Here is a 15,257-nt window from a genome sequence, read left to right on the forward strand (position 1 = left end):
TCCCCTGTGGCCAACTACCTCCTCCGCCGCCTGCTGATCGCGATCCCGAGCCTGCTCGGGATCAGCGTCATCCTCTTCGTCGTGCTGGCGCTGGCGCCTGGCGATCCCTTCGGGGAGCTGACGACGAACCCGGCGATCCCGCCCGAGGTGCGCGCGAACCTTCGCGCCAGCCTCGGGCTGGATGATCCGATCCACCTTCGCTACATCAGCTGGCTGACGGCGATGATGAAGGGCGATTGGGGCTATTCCTTCGTCAGCCGCATCCCGGTGGACCAGCTGATCCTGCAGCGCCTGCCGACGACGCTGGCCGTGATCGGCATTTCCCAGATCGTGGCCCTGGCCATTGCGCTGCCGGTGGGCATCTATGCGGCCACAAGGCCCTATTCGATCTTCGACCAGGTCGCGAATACGCTTGCCTTCGTCGGCTTCTCCCTGCCGACCTTCTTCACCGGCCTGGTCTTCATCCTGATCTTCTCCATCACGCTGGACTGGCTGCCCTTCGTCTATCGCACCGGCATCGATGCCAGCGGCTGGCGCTGGTGGTGGGAGCAGTTCCGGCAGTCCATCATGCCGATCATGGTGCTGGGCCTGTTCCAGGGGGCGACCTGGACGCGCTTCGTGCGCTCCGCCGTGCTGGACGTGATCCGGCTGGACTACGTCACCACCGCGCGGTCCAAGGGGCTGACGGAAGGCACCGTCACCATGAAGCATGTGGTGCGCAACGCCATGATCCCCGTGGTCACGCTGGTCGCGCTGCAGATGCCGGCGGTGTTCGGCGGCGCCATCGTGACGGAGCAGATCTTCCGCGTGCCGGGGATCGGCAGCCTGCTGATCACCTCCATCCTCGCCAACGACACGCCGGTGATCATGGCGGTGACCTTCGTCTTCGCCGCCCTCGTCATCTTCTTCAACCTGCTCGCGGACATCCTGTATGGCTGGCTCGATCCCCGCATCAGCTACAGCTAGCATCCCGGCCAGCCGCCCGCGCGTCGGGCCGTGGCGGGAGGTCTGGCGGCGCTACCGCAAGCACAAGCTCGCGGTGGTCAGCGCCGTCATCCTGGCCACGCTGATCCTGGGCGTGCTGCTGGGCCCGCTGGTCTGGACGCTGCCGATCGACGAGATCGACTTCTCCGCCCGGCTCAAGGGCCCGTCCTGGGAGCATCCGCTGGGCACGGACGATCTGGGCCAGGACCTGCTGGCGCGGATCCTCTATGGCGGGCGCATCTCGCTGGCCGTGGGTTTCGCGGCGATGCTGGTCGCGGTGGTGGTCGGCGTCGTCGTGGGCGCGCTGGCGGGCATGTCCGGCCCGCGGGGCGATGCGGCGCTGATGTGGGTGACGGACCTGTTCCTGGCCCTGCCGCAGCTGCCGCTGCTGCTGCTGATCATCTACCTCTTCCGCGACAGCCTGAAGGAGGTGGTGGGGCCGGAGGTCGGGGTCTTCATCCTGATCGTCGCCGTCATCGGCGGCTTCCGCTGGATGCCCGTGGCCCGCCTGGTGCGCGCGCAGTTCCTCTCGCTGCGGGAGAAGGAATTCGTCGAGGCCGCGCGCGCCCTGGGCGCATCCCGCACCCGCCTGGTGGTGCGCCACATCCTGCCCAATGCGCTGGGGCCAGTGATCGTCGCCGCCACCATCGACGTCGCGGCCGCGATCCTGGCGGAATCGACGCTGTCCTTCCTCGGCCTCGGCTTCCCGCCGGATATCCCGACCTGGGGGCGGCTGCTCTTCGACGCGAAGGATCACCTCGACTTCTCGCCGCACTGGGCGCTGTTCCCGGGGCTCGCCATCTTCCTGACCGTGCTCAGCATCAACTATGTCGGCGACGGGCTGCGCGATGCGCTCGACCCGCGGCGCGTGCAGTAGTGGAGCGCCTGCTGGAGATCACCGGCCTCAAGGTCCATTTCAGGACCGATGATGGCTGGGTGCGCGCGGTGGATGGCGTCGATATCGGCGTTGCGGCCGGGGAGACGCTCTGCGTCGTGGGGGAGAGCGGCTGCGGCAAGACCGTCACCGCCAAGACCATCCTGAAGCTGATCGACATGCCGCCGGGCAAGATCGTGGCGGGGCGCATCGGCTGGCAGGGGCGGGACATCGTGCCGCTGGGCCCGGCCGAGATGCGCGGCATCCGCGCCAAGGAGATCGGCTTCATCTTCCAGGAGCCGATGACCTCCCTGAACCCCGTCTATACGGTCGGCGAGCAGATCGCCGAATCCCTCCGCACGCATGAGGGCCTGTCCCGCAAGGCGGCGATGGACCGCGCGGCGGAGATGCTGCGCCTGGTCAACATCCCGAGCCCGCAGCGCCGCATCCACGACTACCCGCACCAATTCTCCGGCGGCATGCGCCAGCGCGTGATGATCGCCATGGCGCTGGCCTGCAACCCGAAGCTGGTCATCGCGGACGAACCGACGACGGCGCTCGACGTCACGATCCAGGCGCAGATCCTGGACCTGCTGAACGAGATGAAGGAGCGGCTGGGCATGGCCGTCCTCCTCATCACCCATGCCATGGGCGTGGTGGCGGAGACGGCGCAGCGCGTCGTCGTCATGTATGCCGGCAAGGTGGTGGAGGAGGCGCCGGTCGGCGAGCTCTTCGCCAATCCGCGCCACCCCTATACCCAGGGCCTCATCCGCTCCATCCCGCGCATCGACCGGGCGGCGACGGAGCATGTGCGCCTCGAAGCCATTCCCGGCACGGTGCCGAGCCTGCTGAACCCGCCCATCGGCTGCCGCTTCGCCGCGCGCTGCCGCTACGCCACGGACGCCTGCATCGCCGCCGAGCCGCCGCTGCGGGAGGTGGCGCCGGGGCACAAGGTGGCCTGCATCCTGTAAGGCGCGCGCGATGACCGAACCGCTGCTCTCCGTCCGCAACCTCCAGAAGCGCTTCGACGTGAAGGGCGGGCTGCTGCGCCGCACGATCGGCCAGGTGCATGCCGTCTCCGGCGTCTCCTTCGACCTCGCCCCTGGGGAGACGCTGGGCCTGGTCGGCGAATCCGGCTGCGGGAAATCCACCACCGGCCGGCTGATCCTGCGCCTCATCGAGCCGACCGACGGCGAAGTGTGGTTCGAGGGGCGCAACGTGACCGCGCTGGATCACAACCAGCTCGGCACGCTGCGGCGCGACCTGCAGATCATCTTCCAGGACCCCTTCGCCAGCCTGAACCCCCGCATGACCGTCGGCGCCATCATCGCGGAGGCGCTGATCATCCACGGCCTGGCGAAGACGCGGCAGGAGCGGGAGGACCGCGTCGTGGAACTGCTGGAGACGGTCGGGCTGAATGCCGACCACATGCGGCGCTTCCCGCATGAATTCTCGGGTGGCCAGCGCCAGCGCATCGGCATCGCGCGCGCGCTGGCCGTCTCGCCCAAGCTTGTCGTCTGCGACGAACCGGTCAGCGCGCTCGACGTCTCGATCCAGGCGCAGGTTGTGAATTTGCTGGAAGACCTGCAGGAGAAGTTCGGCCTAACCTACCTCTTCATCGCGCATGACCTGTCGGTGGTGGAGCACATCAGCGACCGGGTGGCGGTGATGTATCTCGGCCGGGTGGTGGAGATCGCCTCCTCCCGCGACCTCTACGACACGCCGCTGCACCCCTATACGGAGGCGCTGCTCTCGGCCGTGCCGATCCCGGACCCCACGGTGAAGCGCACGCGCATCCGTCTTCAGGGGGATGTGCCGAACCCGATCAACCCGCCGTCCGGCTGCCACTTCCACACGCGCTGCCCGATCGCGAAGTCCGATCCGTGCTCGACCCGGGTGCCGGAATTGCGCCAGGCGCGGGATGGCCACTGGGTGGCCTGCCACCTGCGGGGATAGGCGCTACCAGGCCAGCCGGTAGCCGCGCCCCCGCACCGCCGCGACCGTGACCTGCCCCGCGGAGGATTCGCGCAGCTTCTGCCGCAGCATGGAGGCCAGCTGGTCCACGCCGCGCTGGTCCGGCAGCAGGCGCCGGCCGAGCGCGCGTTCGGAGATGCTGGCGCGATCGGCCAGGTTCTCCGGCGCTTCCAGCAGCAGGTGCAGCATGGAGGCCTCCCCGCCCGTCAGCCGGATCTCCCGCCCATCCGGGGCCACGATCCGCTGTCGCGTGGGTTCCAGCCGCAGGCCGACGATGTCCCAGGCGCCGGGCTGCGGCGTGGCGGCGGGGCGGGCCAGGGCGGCCACCGAATCCAGCCGCCGGCTCAGCGCGCGAATGCGGGCCACCATCTCCCGCAGCGAGAAGGGCTTGGTCAGGTAGTCGTCGGCGCCGACCTCCAGCCCGACGATGCGGTCCACCTCCGCCGCCCGGCCGCTGACCACGATGATGCCGATATCCGGCCGCCGCGCCGCTTCCTGCACGAAGGCGATGCCGTTGCCATCGGGCAGGCCGAGATCGACCACGACGATGCGCGGGTTGCAGGCCGCGAGGCGCGCCCGGCCCATGGCCAGGGTCTCCGCCGCCTCCACCCGCCAGCCATCCTGCGCCAGCGCGTCGCCGATCGACGCGGCGATGGCGGGGTCATCCTCCAGCACGAGAAGGGGGCGGGGTGCCGGCACGGGCTCCTCGACTGCCGTTGAAATGAAGCCGTCAACACAACCATACCGCGAAAAATTAACCATGTCGACACGGATCAGGTGCTGGCGTCGCCGTGCCGTGGTGCCGGCTCAGGGCTCGAACAGGGCCGAGAGCGCCGCATGCCCCCGTGACGCCGCCGCCAGCAGGATGGCGGTGGCCTCCGGGTCGAATTGCAGGCCGGCGCAGGCCCGCAGCTCCGCCAGCGCCGCCTCCCGCGTCAGGGGGGTGCGGTAGGCGCGGTCGGGCTCCACCATGGCGACGAGGGCATCGGCCACGGCGACGGCGCGGGCCAGGCGCGGCAGGCCGGCGGCCGGCAGCCCGGCGGGGTAGCCGCCGCCCTGCCAGCGTTCGTGATGCCCCAGCGCGACCTCGATGACCGCCGGCGGGAAATCCGCCTCCGCCAGGATGGCGGCGCCGGCCTCCGGATGGGCGCGGATCATGTCCCGGCCATCCTTGTCGAGGCCGGAGGGCGAATCGAGCATCCCCGGCGGGACCCGGAGCTTGCCGACATCATGCAGCAGCCCGGCGACGAAGGCCGTGGCGGGGTCGCCCAGCCAGGCCGGCGCCTCCGTCCCCATGGCGAGGAGCGCCTGGCCGACCCGCATCGAATGCCCGGCGCTGGGCGGGTGGTGGCGCTTCAGCCGGGCGAGGAGCGCCAGGGCGGCATTGCGCCGCGGATAGCTGTCCAGCAGCACGGCATAGGCCGCGCCGGGCGGGGGGGAGATCGGCCGGGCAGGTTCCATGAGGGGGAGGCTAGGCGTGGGCGCCGCGCGGGAAAGCCCCGGGGCGCGCGCGCCCTACAAAACCGAACAAAACCTGCGTCGATCCGACGCGACCCTTGCGCGTAACGGTGGCTGCGGATGCAACCGGAAGGAGGGGTTCTGGCGATGCGGCGCGATGGCCTTGCCCGCAGGTCGCTGCTGCGCCTGGCGCCCGGCCTGGCGGCGAGCCTGGCCGCCGCCCCGGCGCGGGCGACGCTGCCGGTGGCCCCGCACCCCGCGGGGGTGGCGGATTGGGATGATTTCCGCCGCCGCTTCATCACCCATGACGGCCGCGTGGTGGATAACGGCAATGCCGGCGCGACGCATTCCGAGGGGCAGGGCGCCGCCATGCTCTTCGCCGTCCGCTTCGATGACCGCGCGACCTTCGACCGGCTGCTCCGCTTCAGCCGCCAGGCGCTGCGGCGGCCGGATGATTCGCTGCTGGCCTGGCGCTACCAGCCCGGCGCCGCCGTGCCGGTCGCGGACCTCAACAACGCCACGGATGGAGACCTGCTGGGCGGCTGGGCGCTGGCGGAGGCGGCATCCCGCTGGTCCTCCGGCGAATACCGGCGGCTGGCGGCGCAGGTGGCGCGGGACGTGCTGCGGCGCCTGGTGCTGGCGCATGCCGATGGGCCGGTGCTGCTGCCGGGGGCGGAGGGTTTCCTCAAGCCCGACCATGTCGTGGTCAATCCGGGCTACTTCATGCCCAACGCGCTGCGGGCCCTGGCGCCCCTGGCGCCGAGCCCGGCCTGGGCGGGGCTGGAGGCGATGGGCCGGCAGGTGACGGACCGCGCCCGCTTCGGCCGCTGGCGGCTGCCGGCCGATTGGGTGGCGCTGTCGCGCGGCGATGGCAGGCCGGTGCTGGCGCCCGGGCCGGCGCCGCGATTCTCCTACGACGCGGTGCGGGTGCCGCTGCACCTGATCTGGTCGGGCAGCGTGGCCGCGCCGGCCCTGCTGGCGCTGGCGGAATTCTGGGCGGAGCCGGAGCACGCGGCGGCACCAGCCTGGGTCGATCTCCGCAGCAACCTGGTGGCGCCCTATCGCGGGGATCTGGGCATCCAGGCCGTGGCGCAGCTGACGGTGGCGACGGTGCTGGGCCGCGTCTCGGCCCTGCCGCGGGTGGAGGAGGCGACGCTCTACTACCCCGCCTCCCTCGCCCTGCAATGCCGCCTGGCCTGGCAGGATATCGGCCCGCGGATCGCTGCCGCCCCCGTGATGGGCGCGGCGCCGGCCTGACCGCGCGGCGCGGTGGCGCGCGCCCGCCCTCCGGTGATATCGGAGGGGCCTGTCGGGAGGCGCGCTGGATGCGAAGCGGCATGGTTTGGCGGGCGGGGGTGGCCGTCCTCGGGATGGCGGCGCTGGCGGGCCCGGCTTCCGCCCAGGGCGGCGATCCGCTGGAGCGGGTGAACCGCTACACCCATGGCTTGAACGCCGCGCTGCGCGCCCATGTGCTGACGCCGGCGGCGCGCGCCTATGTCGGGCAGGTGCCGGCGGAGGTTCGCCAGGGCATCGGCCAGGCGCTGTCCAACCTGGGGGAGCCGGTGACGGCGATCGCCGGGCTGGCGGGCGGGGAATTCGCCATCGCCGGCAATGCGCTGCAGCGCTTCGGCATCAACACGGTGCTGGGCTATGGCGGGGTGCGGGACGTGGCGGCGGAACGCGGGCTGGCGCCGCGGCCCTTCGGCCTGGCGGATGCCGCCTGCGGCTGGGGCGTGCCGAGCGGACCCTACCTGGTGCTGCCGGTGCTTGGCCCTTCCACCCTGCGCGATGCCGCGGCGAGCATCGCGACCGGCCTCGCCCTGTCCCAGGCGCTGGGGGCGGAGGCGCTGCTGGGCTGGCAGGCGGGATCGTCCTTCCACGGCTATGCGGAGGTCCATCGCGACCTGGATGCGGCGGATGCGCAGGCGCTGGATCCCTACGCCATGCAGCGCAGCGCCCATCTGCAGCGCCGCGCCCGCGCCTGCCCTGGCGACGGGGCGCTGCAGGTCGCGGCGGGGCTGGTCGAGGCGGAGGAGGAGTAGCTACAGCCGCGCGCCTGCGATCCGCGCGCCCTCGACCAGGGAGGCCAGCTTCGCCCAGGCGATGTCGCCATGCACGGCGCCATAGCCCGCGAAGGTGCCGAAGCCGCAATCCGTGCCGGCGATGACGCGATCGGGCCCGACGATGCGGGCGAAGGTCTCGATCCGCTGCGCCACCAGCTCCGGGTGCTCCACGAAGTTGGTGGTGCTGTCGAGGCAGCCGGGGATCAGCACCCAGTCCGGCGGCAAGGGCGTGTCGCGCCACACCGTCCATTCATGCGCGTGGCGGGGGTTCGACGCCTCGAACAGCAGCCCGCCGATGCGCAGCTTCAGCAGTTCCGGCAGCACGCGCGCCAGCGCGATGTCGCGGGTGTGCGGGCCCTCGTAGTTCCCCCAGCAGATGTGCAGGCGCACGCGCCGGGGGTCGATGTTGCGCAGCGCGTGGTTGATGATCTCGACATGGCGCGCGGCGCGGCGGAGGAAGTCGTCCTCGCTCATCTCCGGATAGAGCATGTGGCGGCCGAGGCCGAGGTCCGGCGCATCGATCTGCACCGTGAGGCCCGCTGCGACGATGCCCTCATATTCATGGCGCATCCCCTCCGCCAGGTCCTGCATGTAGCTGTCGATGTCGGGATGGATGTCGGAGGGCTGGAACAGCGCGATGACGCCGGGGGAGGCGCTGTTCATGAAGCCGTCGCGATAGCCGGCCTTCTCCATTGCCGCCTTCATCACCGTCAGGTCGCGCGCCAGCGGTGCCATGTCCTTCACCGTGATCGGCGCGGTGCAGCGCGGCCGGCGATAGGTCGGCGTGCCGCCGGCCCTGGACAGCTTCTCCATGTAGGAGGGGAAATCCTGGAGGTCCGCCGGTGCGCGGCGCGGGCTGTCGCCGGAGAAGCCCGTCAGCCGGTCCTTGATGTAGGTGGCGTAGGAGATCTTGGATGTCTCGCCATCCGAGGGCAGGTCGATGCCGATCGCGGCCTGGCGCGCCAGCACGGCATGCGTCGCTTCCTCCATCGCCTGGTCATAGGCGGCGGGGTCGAAGGGCTGCTCGCGTTCGCGGGTGAAGAGCAGGTCGGCGACGATCTGGCTGCGGGGCAGGGAGCCCACATGCGTGGTCAGGATGCGTGCCATCACACGAACTCCGGCGCCGCAGGCGAATCGCCGCCGCGGACGACATAGGCGGCGACGCCGTTGGAGGAGCAGGCGCGGAAGGCGCGGGGCAGGCCCTTCGGCGTGGTGAAGGTGTCGCCCGGGCCCATGATCACCTCGCCCTCGGGCGTCGTCACCTGCAGCACGCCGCGATGGACGAAGATCACCTCCTCCTCCGCCCGCCGGTGGGACGGCACGGTGGCGCCGGATTCGAGGCGGAGCGCGCGGAGGTTGAAGCCATGCGGCCACCAGCCCGCGATGGGGCCGGGGGCGAAGCCATCGGCGGTGGCCTGCGGCGTGATGATGCCGAGTTCCTCGACGCCATCGCGCGCGAGCGGCGAGGCGGGGTTCGGCGCGAAGTCGCGCGGCTTCACCACGCAGCCCGCCAGCTTGTCGGCGGGCGGCGTCGCCAGCGCGGCGATGTCGCCGGCGGTTGGCGCGCGTTGCAGCGTGGCGCCGGCGGGCACGGCCTCGCCCAGCGTGGTGTCCACCAGGCGGCCGCCTTCCAGCAGCACCAGGCCGTATTCCTTCGCGAGGTCGAAGACGCGCGGGCTCCACGTCACCTTGCCGGGATTGTCGCGGCCGAGCACGGCGAAGAGGAAGCCCGTCTCCTCCCCGATATTCTCGAAGCCGCGGAACATGTGGATGGGGATGGAGATGACGTCCCCTTCCTCCATCACCGCCTCGCCCTCATCCGCATTGACGCCGAAGATCATGCGCCAGCGGCCCTTGTGGACGATGAAGACCTCCGCCGTCTCATGGCTGTGCTGGCTGTTGAGGCAGCGCGGCGGCTGGCGGGCGCCGCCGATGTTGAAGCCGTGCGGCTCGGCGATGTGGACGTGCTGATTCGGATTCTCGCTGACGCCAGGCCCGATCAGCGTGAAGTTCTCCTTCTGGTCGGAACCGGGGGTGCGGCTGTCCACAAAGGCGTTGCGGCAGGGGATGAGGTCCGCGTAGCGGATCAGGCGATGCTGGATCATCGGGGGGCTTCCGGATTGAGGCGCCTGGTGGTGGCGGCGTCGAAGAGGTGCAGGCGCGTGGCATCGAGGCGGAGGGCGACGGCGCTGCCGATCTCCGCCCGCCAGGCGCGATCGGCCTTGGCGATGATCCGAGCCTCGCCGGCCATGGCGGTGACGAGCACGGCATCGCCGGTGAGTTCGACCGCGTAGATGCTGGCATCGAGGTCACCGGAACCGGCGGGCGCGACCGTCACATCCTCCGGCCGCACGCCGAGCACGGCGGGGCCCGCTTGGCCGCGCACGCCGGTGACGCAGCGGAAGCCGCCGGGGGCGGTGAAGACGCCGTCCGCATGCTGGCCGGTGACGAGGTTCATGGGCGGCGATCCGATGAAGCCCGCGACGAAGAGGTCCGCGGGGCGGTCATAGATCACCTCCGGCGTGTCGAGCTGCCGGATCTCGCCCTGGTTCATGACGGCGACGCGGTGCGCCAGCGTCATCGCCTCGATCTGGTCATGGGTGACATAGACCGTGGTAACGCCGAGTTCGTGCTGGAGGTGCTTGATCTCGGCCCGCGTCGAGACGCGCAGCTTGGCATCGAGGTTCGACAGCGGCTCATCCATCAGGAAGACGGTCGGGCGGCGGATGATGGCGCGGGCCAGGGCCACGCGCTGCCGCTGGCCGCCGGAGAGTTCGCGCGGCTTGCGATGCAGCAGGTCGCCCAGTTCCACCTTGGCGGCGGCGGCCCTGACCTGCGCGTCCCGCTCCGCGCCCTTGATGCCGCGCAGCTTCAGCGGATAGCCGATATTGTCGGCCACCGTCATGTGGGGATAGAGGCCGTAGGACTGGAACACCATGGCGATGTCGCGTTCGCGCGGCGGCAGATCGTTCACCCGCTGGCCGCCGATCAGGATGTCGCCGCTGGTCGGTTCCTCCAGCCCCGCGATCATGCGCATCGTCGTCGTCTTGCCGCAGCCCGAGGGGCCGAGCAGGACCATGAATTCGCCATCGCGGATGGCGAGCGACTGGTCCCGCACCGCGACGAAGCCGCCCCAGCGCTTGGTGACGTTGAGAAGGGCTACATCCGCCACATCGGCCTCACTTGACGGCGCCGCCGGTCATGCCGCGGACGAAGTGCCGCTGGATGACGGAGGACAGGAAGAACATCGGTATCGAGATCAGGATGCCGGCCGCCGCGATCAGCTCCCACAGATCGCCACGTTCCGTCCGGAAGCGCGTGATGCCGACGGGCAGCGTGACGGCATCGTCGCGCGTCAGGATCAGGGCGAAGAGGAACTCGTTCCAGGTCAGGATGAAGCAGAAGACGGCGGTGACGACGACGCCGGGCCAGACCATCGGCACGACGATGTCGATGATGACGCGCAGCCTGGTCGCGCCATCGACCATCGCCGCTTCCTCGGATTCCGTGGGCACGGCATCGAGGAACCCTTTCAGCATCCAGACCGCGAAGGGGGTCACGATGGCGAGGTTGACGACGACCAGCGCGAGATGCGTGTCGAGCAGGCCGAGGTCCCGGAACAGCAGGTAGAAGGGCAGCACGACGACGACGGCGGGGATGAACTGCGTGGCCAGGATGGTGAAGAACAGCGCGCCCTTGAAGGGCATCTCGAACCGGCTGAAGGCATAGGCGGCGAGGGTGGAGGCGGGGATGGAGACCGCGACGGTGAGCCCCGCCACCACCAGGCTGTTCAGGAAGGTCTGCCCGATGTTCCAGGGATGCGCGAAGATCGCGCGGAAATTGTCGAGCGTCGGCGTGAAGAAGACCGTCAGGTCGAAGAGGTCCACCGGCCGCTTGAAGGCCGTCAGCGCCATCCAGAGGATGGGGAAGAGGATCAGGAACAGCACCAGCAGCAGGATGGCGGATTCCACCCCGCGCCAGGCCAGGCGCCGCCGCCGCGCGCGCGCGTTGCGGTCCATGCTCAGGCGCCCCCGGGCTTGCGGAGGATGAGCTTCATGTACCAGACCGCCAGGAAGACCAGCAGCGCCGTCAGGATCCAGGCCACCGCGCTGGCATAGCCCATGTCGTACCAGCGGAAGGCGATGGAGAAGACGAGATGCGCGAGCGTCACCGTCGATTGCCCCGGCCCGCCGCCCGTCAGCGTCACCACCTGGTCGAACATCTTCAGCGCGAAGACGGTCTTGAGGATGGCGACGACCGCCAGCACCGGCAGCAGGGCCGGGATGGTGACGTCCCGCAGCACCTGCCATTCCGTCGCGCCATCGATGCGGGCGGCCTCCTCCGGCTCCTTCGGCAGCGCGGCGAGACCGCCCAGCACGACCAGCGTCATGTAGGGCACCCAGCGCCAGGCGTCGGAGAACATCAGCACCAGCAGCGCGGCGACGGGATCGGCCAGCCAGACGAAGCCCTTCAGCCAAGGGATGATCGCGCCCGCCAGCCAGGTGAAGACGCCCATCTCCGCGTTGAACATGAAGCGGAAGGAGATGCCGACCAGCGCCGGCGACACGGCGAAGGGCAGGATCAGCACGGCGCGCGTGACGCTGTGCAGCACGCCCGCCCGCCGCAGCAGCAGCGCCAGGCCGAGCGCCGAGATCACGGTGACGGTGACGTCCAGCACCGTGAAGATCGCCGTCACCTTCGCCGCATTGGTGAAGTCCGGGTCATCGGTCAGCGCGATGAAGTAGTGCTCGATGCCGATGAAGGGGCCCGGCGTCAGCGACCGCGTCAGCCGCCAGTCCCGGAAGCTGGTGACGAGGGAGACGCCGAGCGGCCAGATCGTCGTCCCCATCACGAGCAGGGCCGCCGGCAGGATCAGCACATATTTCAGCCAGCGGTCCCGCATGCGTGTCAGCCGCGGCGGACGATGCGCCGCACCTGCGCCGCGGCGGCGTTGAAGGCATCCGGCACGCTGCGGCTGCCGGATGCCGCCTCGCTCATCGCCGTCTCCAGCGCCTCCGCCACCTGCGGCCATTCGGGGCCGAAGGTGATGCTCTCCGTCCGTGCGAGGCCCTCCGCCGCGAAGCGGTGCATGCCGCCGAAGCGGGCATTCACCTGGTCATCCACCAGGTTCGGCTGCATCACCGCGACCACGTCATTCTCCCGCGGGTCGAGCAGCACCTCCTTCTCCAGCGCCGGGTTGGCGATCCAGGTCAGCAGCTCCGCCGCCGCTTCCTTGCGGCGGGACCGGCGGCTGATGCCCCAGACCCAGGTATTGGTGAAGGTGGTGCGCGGGCGGCCGGCGTAGCTCGGCATGGGGGCGAAGCCGAGCTGCGCCTCGCTCAGCCGGCTCGATTGCGGGTTCACCAGCGTGGAGCGCACCCACCACCAGACCGGCAGCATCGCCGCATTGCCCTGGCCCATGAAGTTCACGGAATCCTGCTCCGCGAAGGAAAGGCTGCCGGCCGGCGCGATGCGGTGGCGGCGGAGCAGATCGACATAGTCCTGCACGGATTGCAGGCCGGCGGCGCTGTTGAAGGCGGGCTGGCCCTGCGCGTCGAACAGCTGCGCGCCGCGGCCCCAGAGGAAGTTGTACCACACCATCAGGTTCTGGCCGTTGCCGCGGCCATAGGGCACGGAGACGCCGCTGATGCCCGGCTCCTTCTCCTGGATCGCGCGGCCGGTCTCGACCAGCGCCTCCCAGGTCGCGGGCGGCGTGAGGTTGTGCTTCTCGAACAGGTCCTTCCGGTAGAACAGCAGCTGCACATGGCCGCGGCTCGGCAGGCCCAGCAGGCGGTTGTTGACGCGGCCCTGGCGGAGATGCGCTTCCGGCCAGCGATCCAGCGGGATGCCCTTGGCGCGGACGATGTCGTCGATGGGGTCTAAGAGGTTGTTCAGCGAGGCCACCCACTGGTCCATCGCGATGGCCAGGTCGTAGTCGCCGCCGCCGCCGACCATCTCCGCCGTCAGCGCTTCCCGCATGCTGGCGAAGGGGACGAAGGTGTATTTCGCGGTGATGCCGGTCTGTTCGGTGAAGGCCGCCAGCCGCGCCTCATGCGCGCGGAACTGGCTGGCCACTACGCAGAGCACTTTCAGCTCCGTCCCCGCGAAGGGCTTGCCAGGCCGGAGCCCGGGCGTGGCGGTGACGGAGGCCTGCGCCCTGCCGGCGGTGGCCCATGCGGCGCCGCCCGCGGCGGCGGCCAGGATGTCGCGACGATGCAGCGCCATGGCGCGTTGTCCTCCCTGGCCGTGGCTTCGGCCCGGCCCCTTGCGCGGCAAGCCGCCCTGGCTTGCATGCGTATGCAAGCCTATCGACAGACCGAAGCGGCTGGCAAGTCTCCCTCAGCCGCTTTCGGTCCCCCGCCAGATGCGCTGGCCGTCCCGCTCCACCCAGCCGCTCGCGGGCAGGCGGGTGCTGGCGCGGATCACGAGTTCCCCGGGGATCACGGCCTGGCGCGTCGGCGCGGCCGGGTTCTCGATCATCTCGCAGACCAGCGCGACGGCGGCATCCACCATGGGCTGCAGGGGCTGGGAGAAGGAGGTGAGGGCATAGCTCCGCCAGGAAGCGGGCGCGGTATCGTCGAAGCCGACCAGGGAGAGGTCCTCCGGGATGCGCAGCCCGAATTCGTGGCGCGCCACCTCCGCCACCGCGATCGCCATGTGGTCATTGGCGCAGAAGATGGCATCGGGGCGGTCGCCATCCCGCAGCAGGTCGCGCGCGGCGGCGGCGGCGGCTTGGAAGCTGTAATGGCCCGTCGCGCGGCGGGGCGGCGCGAAGCCGTGGCGCGCCAGCCAGGTGGTGAAGCCGCGTTCGCGGTCGCGGCTGGTGGAGGAATTCTCGATGCCGGCGACGAAGCCGAAGCGCCGGTGCCCGCCCGCCGCCAGCAGTTCCGCGATCCGCTGGCCGCCGCGGAAATTCTGCCCGGTGACGGAGGAGACATGCGGCGCGCGGGTGGTGCGGTTGAACAGCAGCACGGGGATGCCGGCGCTGCGGCACTGCTCCGCCAGGGCCGAGGAGAGGGTGGTGGAGGCGAGGATGAGGCCATCCACCTGCCAGGCCATCACCTCCTCCAGCAGCGGGTCGGCGTGGCGGCCATGTTCGGGCATCAGCAGCAGCAGCTGGTAGCCGCGGGCGCGCAGCCCACGCGACATCGCCTCCAGCACCTCCGGGTAGAACTGGTTCTGCAGATAGGCGGCGGCGACGCCGATGATGCGGCTGCGCCGCGTGGTCAGCGACCGCGCGATGGCATTCGGCCGGTAGCCCAGCGCGCGCGCCGCTTCCTCCACCTTCCGGCGCGTCTCCTCCGCGATGGAGGCGCCCGGCGTGAAGGCGCGGCTGACCGCGGATTGGGAGACGCCGGCGCGCTTCGCGACATCCGTGGCGGTGACGGGGCGGCGGCCTTCGCTCATCGGTCCATCGGTCGCGAAGGGTGGCACGCCAGCATCAGGGTCCGTCCGGGGGCAGGGCAGGGTGCCCGCCGCCGGGCCCCGCTGGCAAGAAGCTCAGGCGGGGGTGAAGAAGGGCAGGGCGTGGCCCTCCGCGCCCTGCTCGAAGCCGATCAGCACGGGCAGGCCGATCCGTGGCGCCTCTCCCCTGAAGCGGCCCAGCGCGCGGACCCCTTCCTCCATCGCCACGACCACGAGGGTATAGGGCAGGTCCCCCTTGAAGCCGGGGTGGAAGGCGTGGTGCGCGACCATCCAGCTATGGACCGTGCCGCGGCCGCTGCAATCCTTCCACGTCACCTCGAAGGAATGGCAGGCGTCGCAGAGCCAGCGGGGGTAGTGGCGCAGCCGGCCGCAGCCCGCGCATTGCTGCACCCGCAGCACGCCCGCCGCCGCGCCATCCCAATAGGGCTGGGTGAGGGGGGAGGGGTGGGGAACCGGCTTCGCTGCCTCGTCCATCATGC

16 protein-coding genes are annotated in these 15,257 nt (G+C 70.7%); 6 read left to right on the top strand and 10 right to left on the bottom strand.

What is annotated here, in order from left to right; all coding sequences use genetic code 11:
• Positions 1-6: 6 nt before the first annotated feature.
• From JJI54_RS32985 to JJI54_RS19805, 4 genes are read left to right on the top strand one after another with little or no spacing between them, the layout of a single operon-like run.
• Entirely contained in the window at positions 7-966 is a 960-nt protein-coding gene (locus JJI54_RS32985) for an ABC transporter permease (protein WP_203074793.1), read from the top strand.
• On the top strand, positions 932-1,861 hold the full coding sequence (locus tag JJI54_RS19795; protein WP_203074794.1) for an ABC transporter permease: 930 nt from the start codon (positions 932-934) through the stop codon (positions 1,859-1,861). The genes JJI54_RS32985 and JJI54_RS19795 overlap by 35 nt, the downstream gene beginning before the upstream one ends.
• Positions 1,861-2,829, top strand: coding sequence for an ABC transporter ATP-binding protein (locus tag JJI54_RS19800; protein ID WP_203074795.1), 969 nt, complete (start codon positions 1,861-1,863; stop codon positions 2,827-2,829). The genes JJI54_RS19795 and JJI54_RS19800 overlap by 1 nt, the downstream gene beginning before the upstream one ends.
• Before the next feature lie 10 nt (positions 2,830-2,839).
• Entirely contained in the window at positions 2,840-3,814 is a 975-nt protein-coding gene (locus tag JJI54_RS19805) for an ABC transporter ATP-binding protein (RefSeq protein ID WP_203074796.1), read from the top strand.
• A gap of 3 nt (positions 3,815-3,817) precedes the next feature.
• On the opposite strand, the gene JJI54_RS19810 is transcribed toward JJI54_RS19805, so the two are convergent.
• Together JJI54_RS19810 and JJI54_RS19815 are read right to left on the bottom strand one after the other, a co-directional pair.
• On the bottom strand, positions 3,818-4,531 hold the full coding sequence (locus tag JJI54_RS19810) for a response regulator transcription factor (RefSeq protein ID WP_203074797.1): 714 nt from the start codon (positions 4,529-4,531) through the stop codon (positions 3,818-3,820).
• 108 nt (positions 4,532-4,639) lie between these two features.
• The gene (locus tag JJI54_RS19815) at positions 4,640-5,293 is read right to left on the bottom strand and encodes an HD-GYP domain-containing protein (protein ID WP_203074798.1); all 654 of its coding nucleotides are present in this window, start codon (positions 5,291-5,293) and stop codon (positions 4,640-4,642) included.
• Positions 5,294-5,437: 144 nt separating this feature from the next.
• Between JJI54_RS19815 and JJI54_RS19820 the strand changes: the two genes are divergently transcribed.
• Both JJI54_RS19820 and JJI54_RS19825 read left to right on the top strand, forming a co-directional pair.
• The gene (locus tag JJI54_RS19820) at positions 5,438-6,547 is read left to right on the top strand and encodes a glycosyl hydrolase family 8 (protein WP_203074799.1); all 1,110 of its coding nucleotides are present in this window, start codon (positions 5,438-5,440) and stop codon (positions 6,545-6,547) included.
• A 68-nt stretch (positions 6,548-6,615) separates the two neighbouring features.
• Positions 6,616-7,332 carry an MlaA family lipoprotein gene (locus tag JJI54_RS19825; protein WP_203074800.1) on the top strand — a complete coding sequence of 239 codons (717 nt, stop codon included), beginning with the start codon at positions 6,616-6,618 and terminating at the stop codon, positions 7,330-7,332.
• Here the strand turns inward: JJI54_RS19825 and JJI54_RS19830 are convergent, their stop codons facing one another.
• From JJI54_RS19830 to JJI54_RS19865, 8 genes are all read right to left on the bottom strand, one after another.
• Positions 7,333-8,460, bottom strand: a complete 1,128-nt coding sequence (locus tag JJI54_RS19830) for a cobalamin-independent methionine synthase II family protein (protein WP_203074801.1) — start codon at positions 8,458-8,460, stop codon at positions 7,333-7,335.
• Complete coding sequence (locus tag JJI54_RS19835; protein WP_203074802.1) at positions 8,460-9,458, bottom strand: cupin domain-containing protein; 999 nt, start codon at positions 9,456-9,458, stop codon at positions 8,460-8,462. Before JJI54_RS19835 ends, JJI54_RS19830 begins: the two co-directional genes overlap by 1 nt.
• Complete coding sequence (locus JJI54_RS19840; protein ID WP_203074803.1) at positions 9,455-10,525, bottom strand: ABC transporter ATP-binding protein; 1,071 nt, start codon at positions 10,523-10,525, stop codon at positions 9,455-9,457. The genes JJI54_RS19835 and JJI54_RS19840 overlap by 4 nt, the downstream gene beginning before the upstream one ends.
• A 7-nt stretch (positions 10,526-10,532) precedes the next feature.
• Positions 10,533-11,372 (bottom strand): carbohydrate ABC transporter permease, encoded by an 840-nt coding sequence (locus JJI54_RS19845; protein WP_203074804.1) that lies wholly within the window; start codon positions 11,370-11,372, stop codon positions 10,533-10,535.
• A gap of 2 nt (positions 11,373-11,374) precedes the next feature.
• A complete protein-coding gene (locus JJI54_RS19850) occupies positions 11,375-12,256 on the bottom strand; it encodes a carbohydrate ABC transporter permease (protein WP_203074805.1) in 882 nt (293 codons plus the stop codon).
• 5 nt (positions 12,257-12,261) lie between these two features.
• Positions 12,262-13,578 (bottom strand): ABC transporter substrate-binding protein, encoded by a 1,317-nt coding sequence (locus JJI54_RS19855; protein WP_203074806.1) that lies wholly within the window; start codon positions 13,576-13,578, stop codon positions 12,262-12,264.
• A gap of 114 nt (positions 13,579-13,692) precedes the next feature.
• Complete coding sequence (locus JJI54_RS19860) at positions 13,693-14,760, bottom strand: LacI family DNA-binding transcriptional regulator (protein ID WP_203074807.1); 1,068 nt, start codon at positions 14,758-14,760, stop codon at positions 13,693-13,695.
• A gap of 93 nt (positions 14,761-14,853) precedes the next feature.
• Complete coding sequence (locus tag JJI54_RS19865) at positions 14,854-15,252, bottom strand: Zn-ribbon domain-containing OB-fold protein (RefSeq protein ID WP_203074808.1); 399 nt, start codon at positions 15,250-15,252, stop codon at positions 14,854-14,856.
• Positions 15,253-15,257 lie beyond the last annotated feature (5 nt).

The organism is Falsiroseomonas ponticola, assembly GCF_016805305.1.
In the GTDB taxonomy this organism is placed as follows: domain Bacteria; phylum Pseudomonadota; class Alphaproteobacteria; order Acetobacterales; family Acetobacteraceae; genus Falsiroseomonas; species Falsiroseomonas ponticola.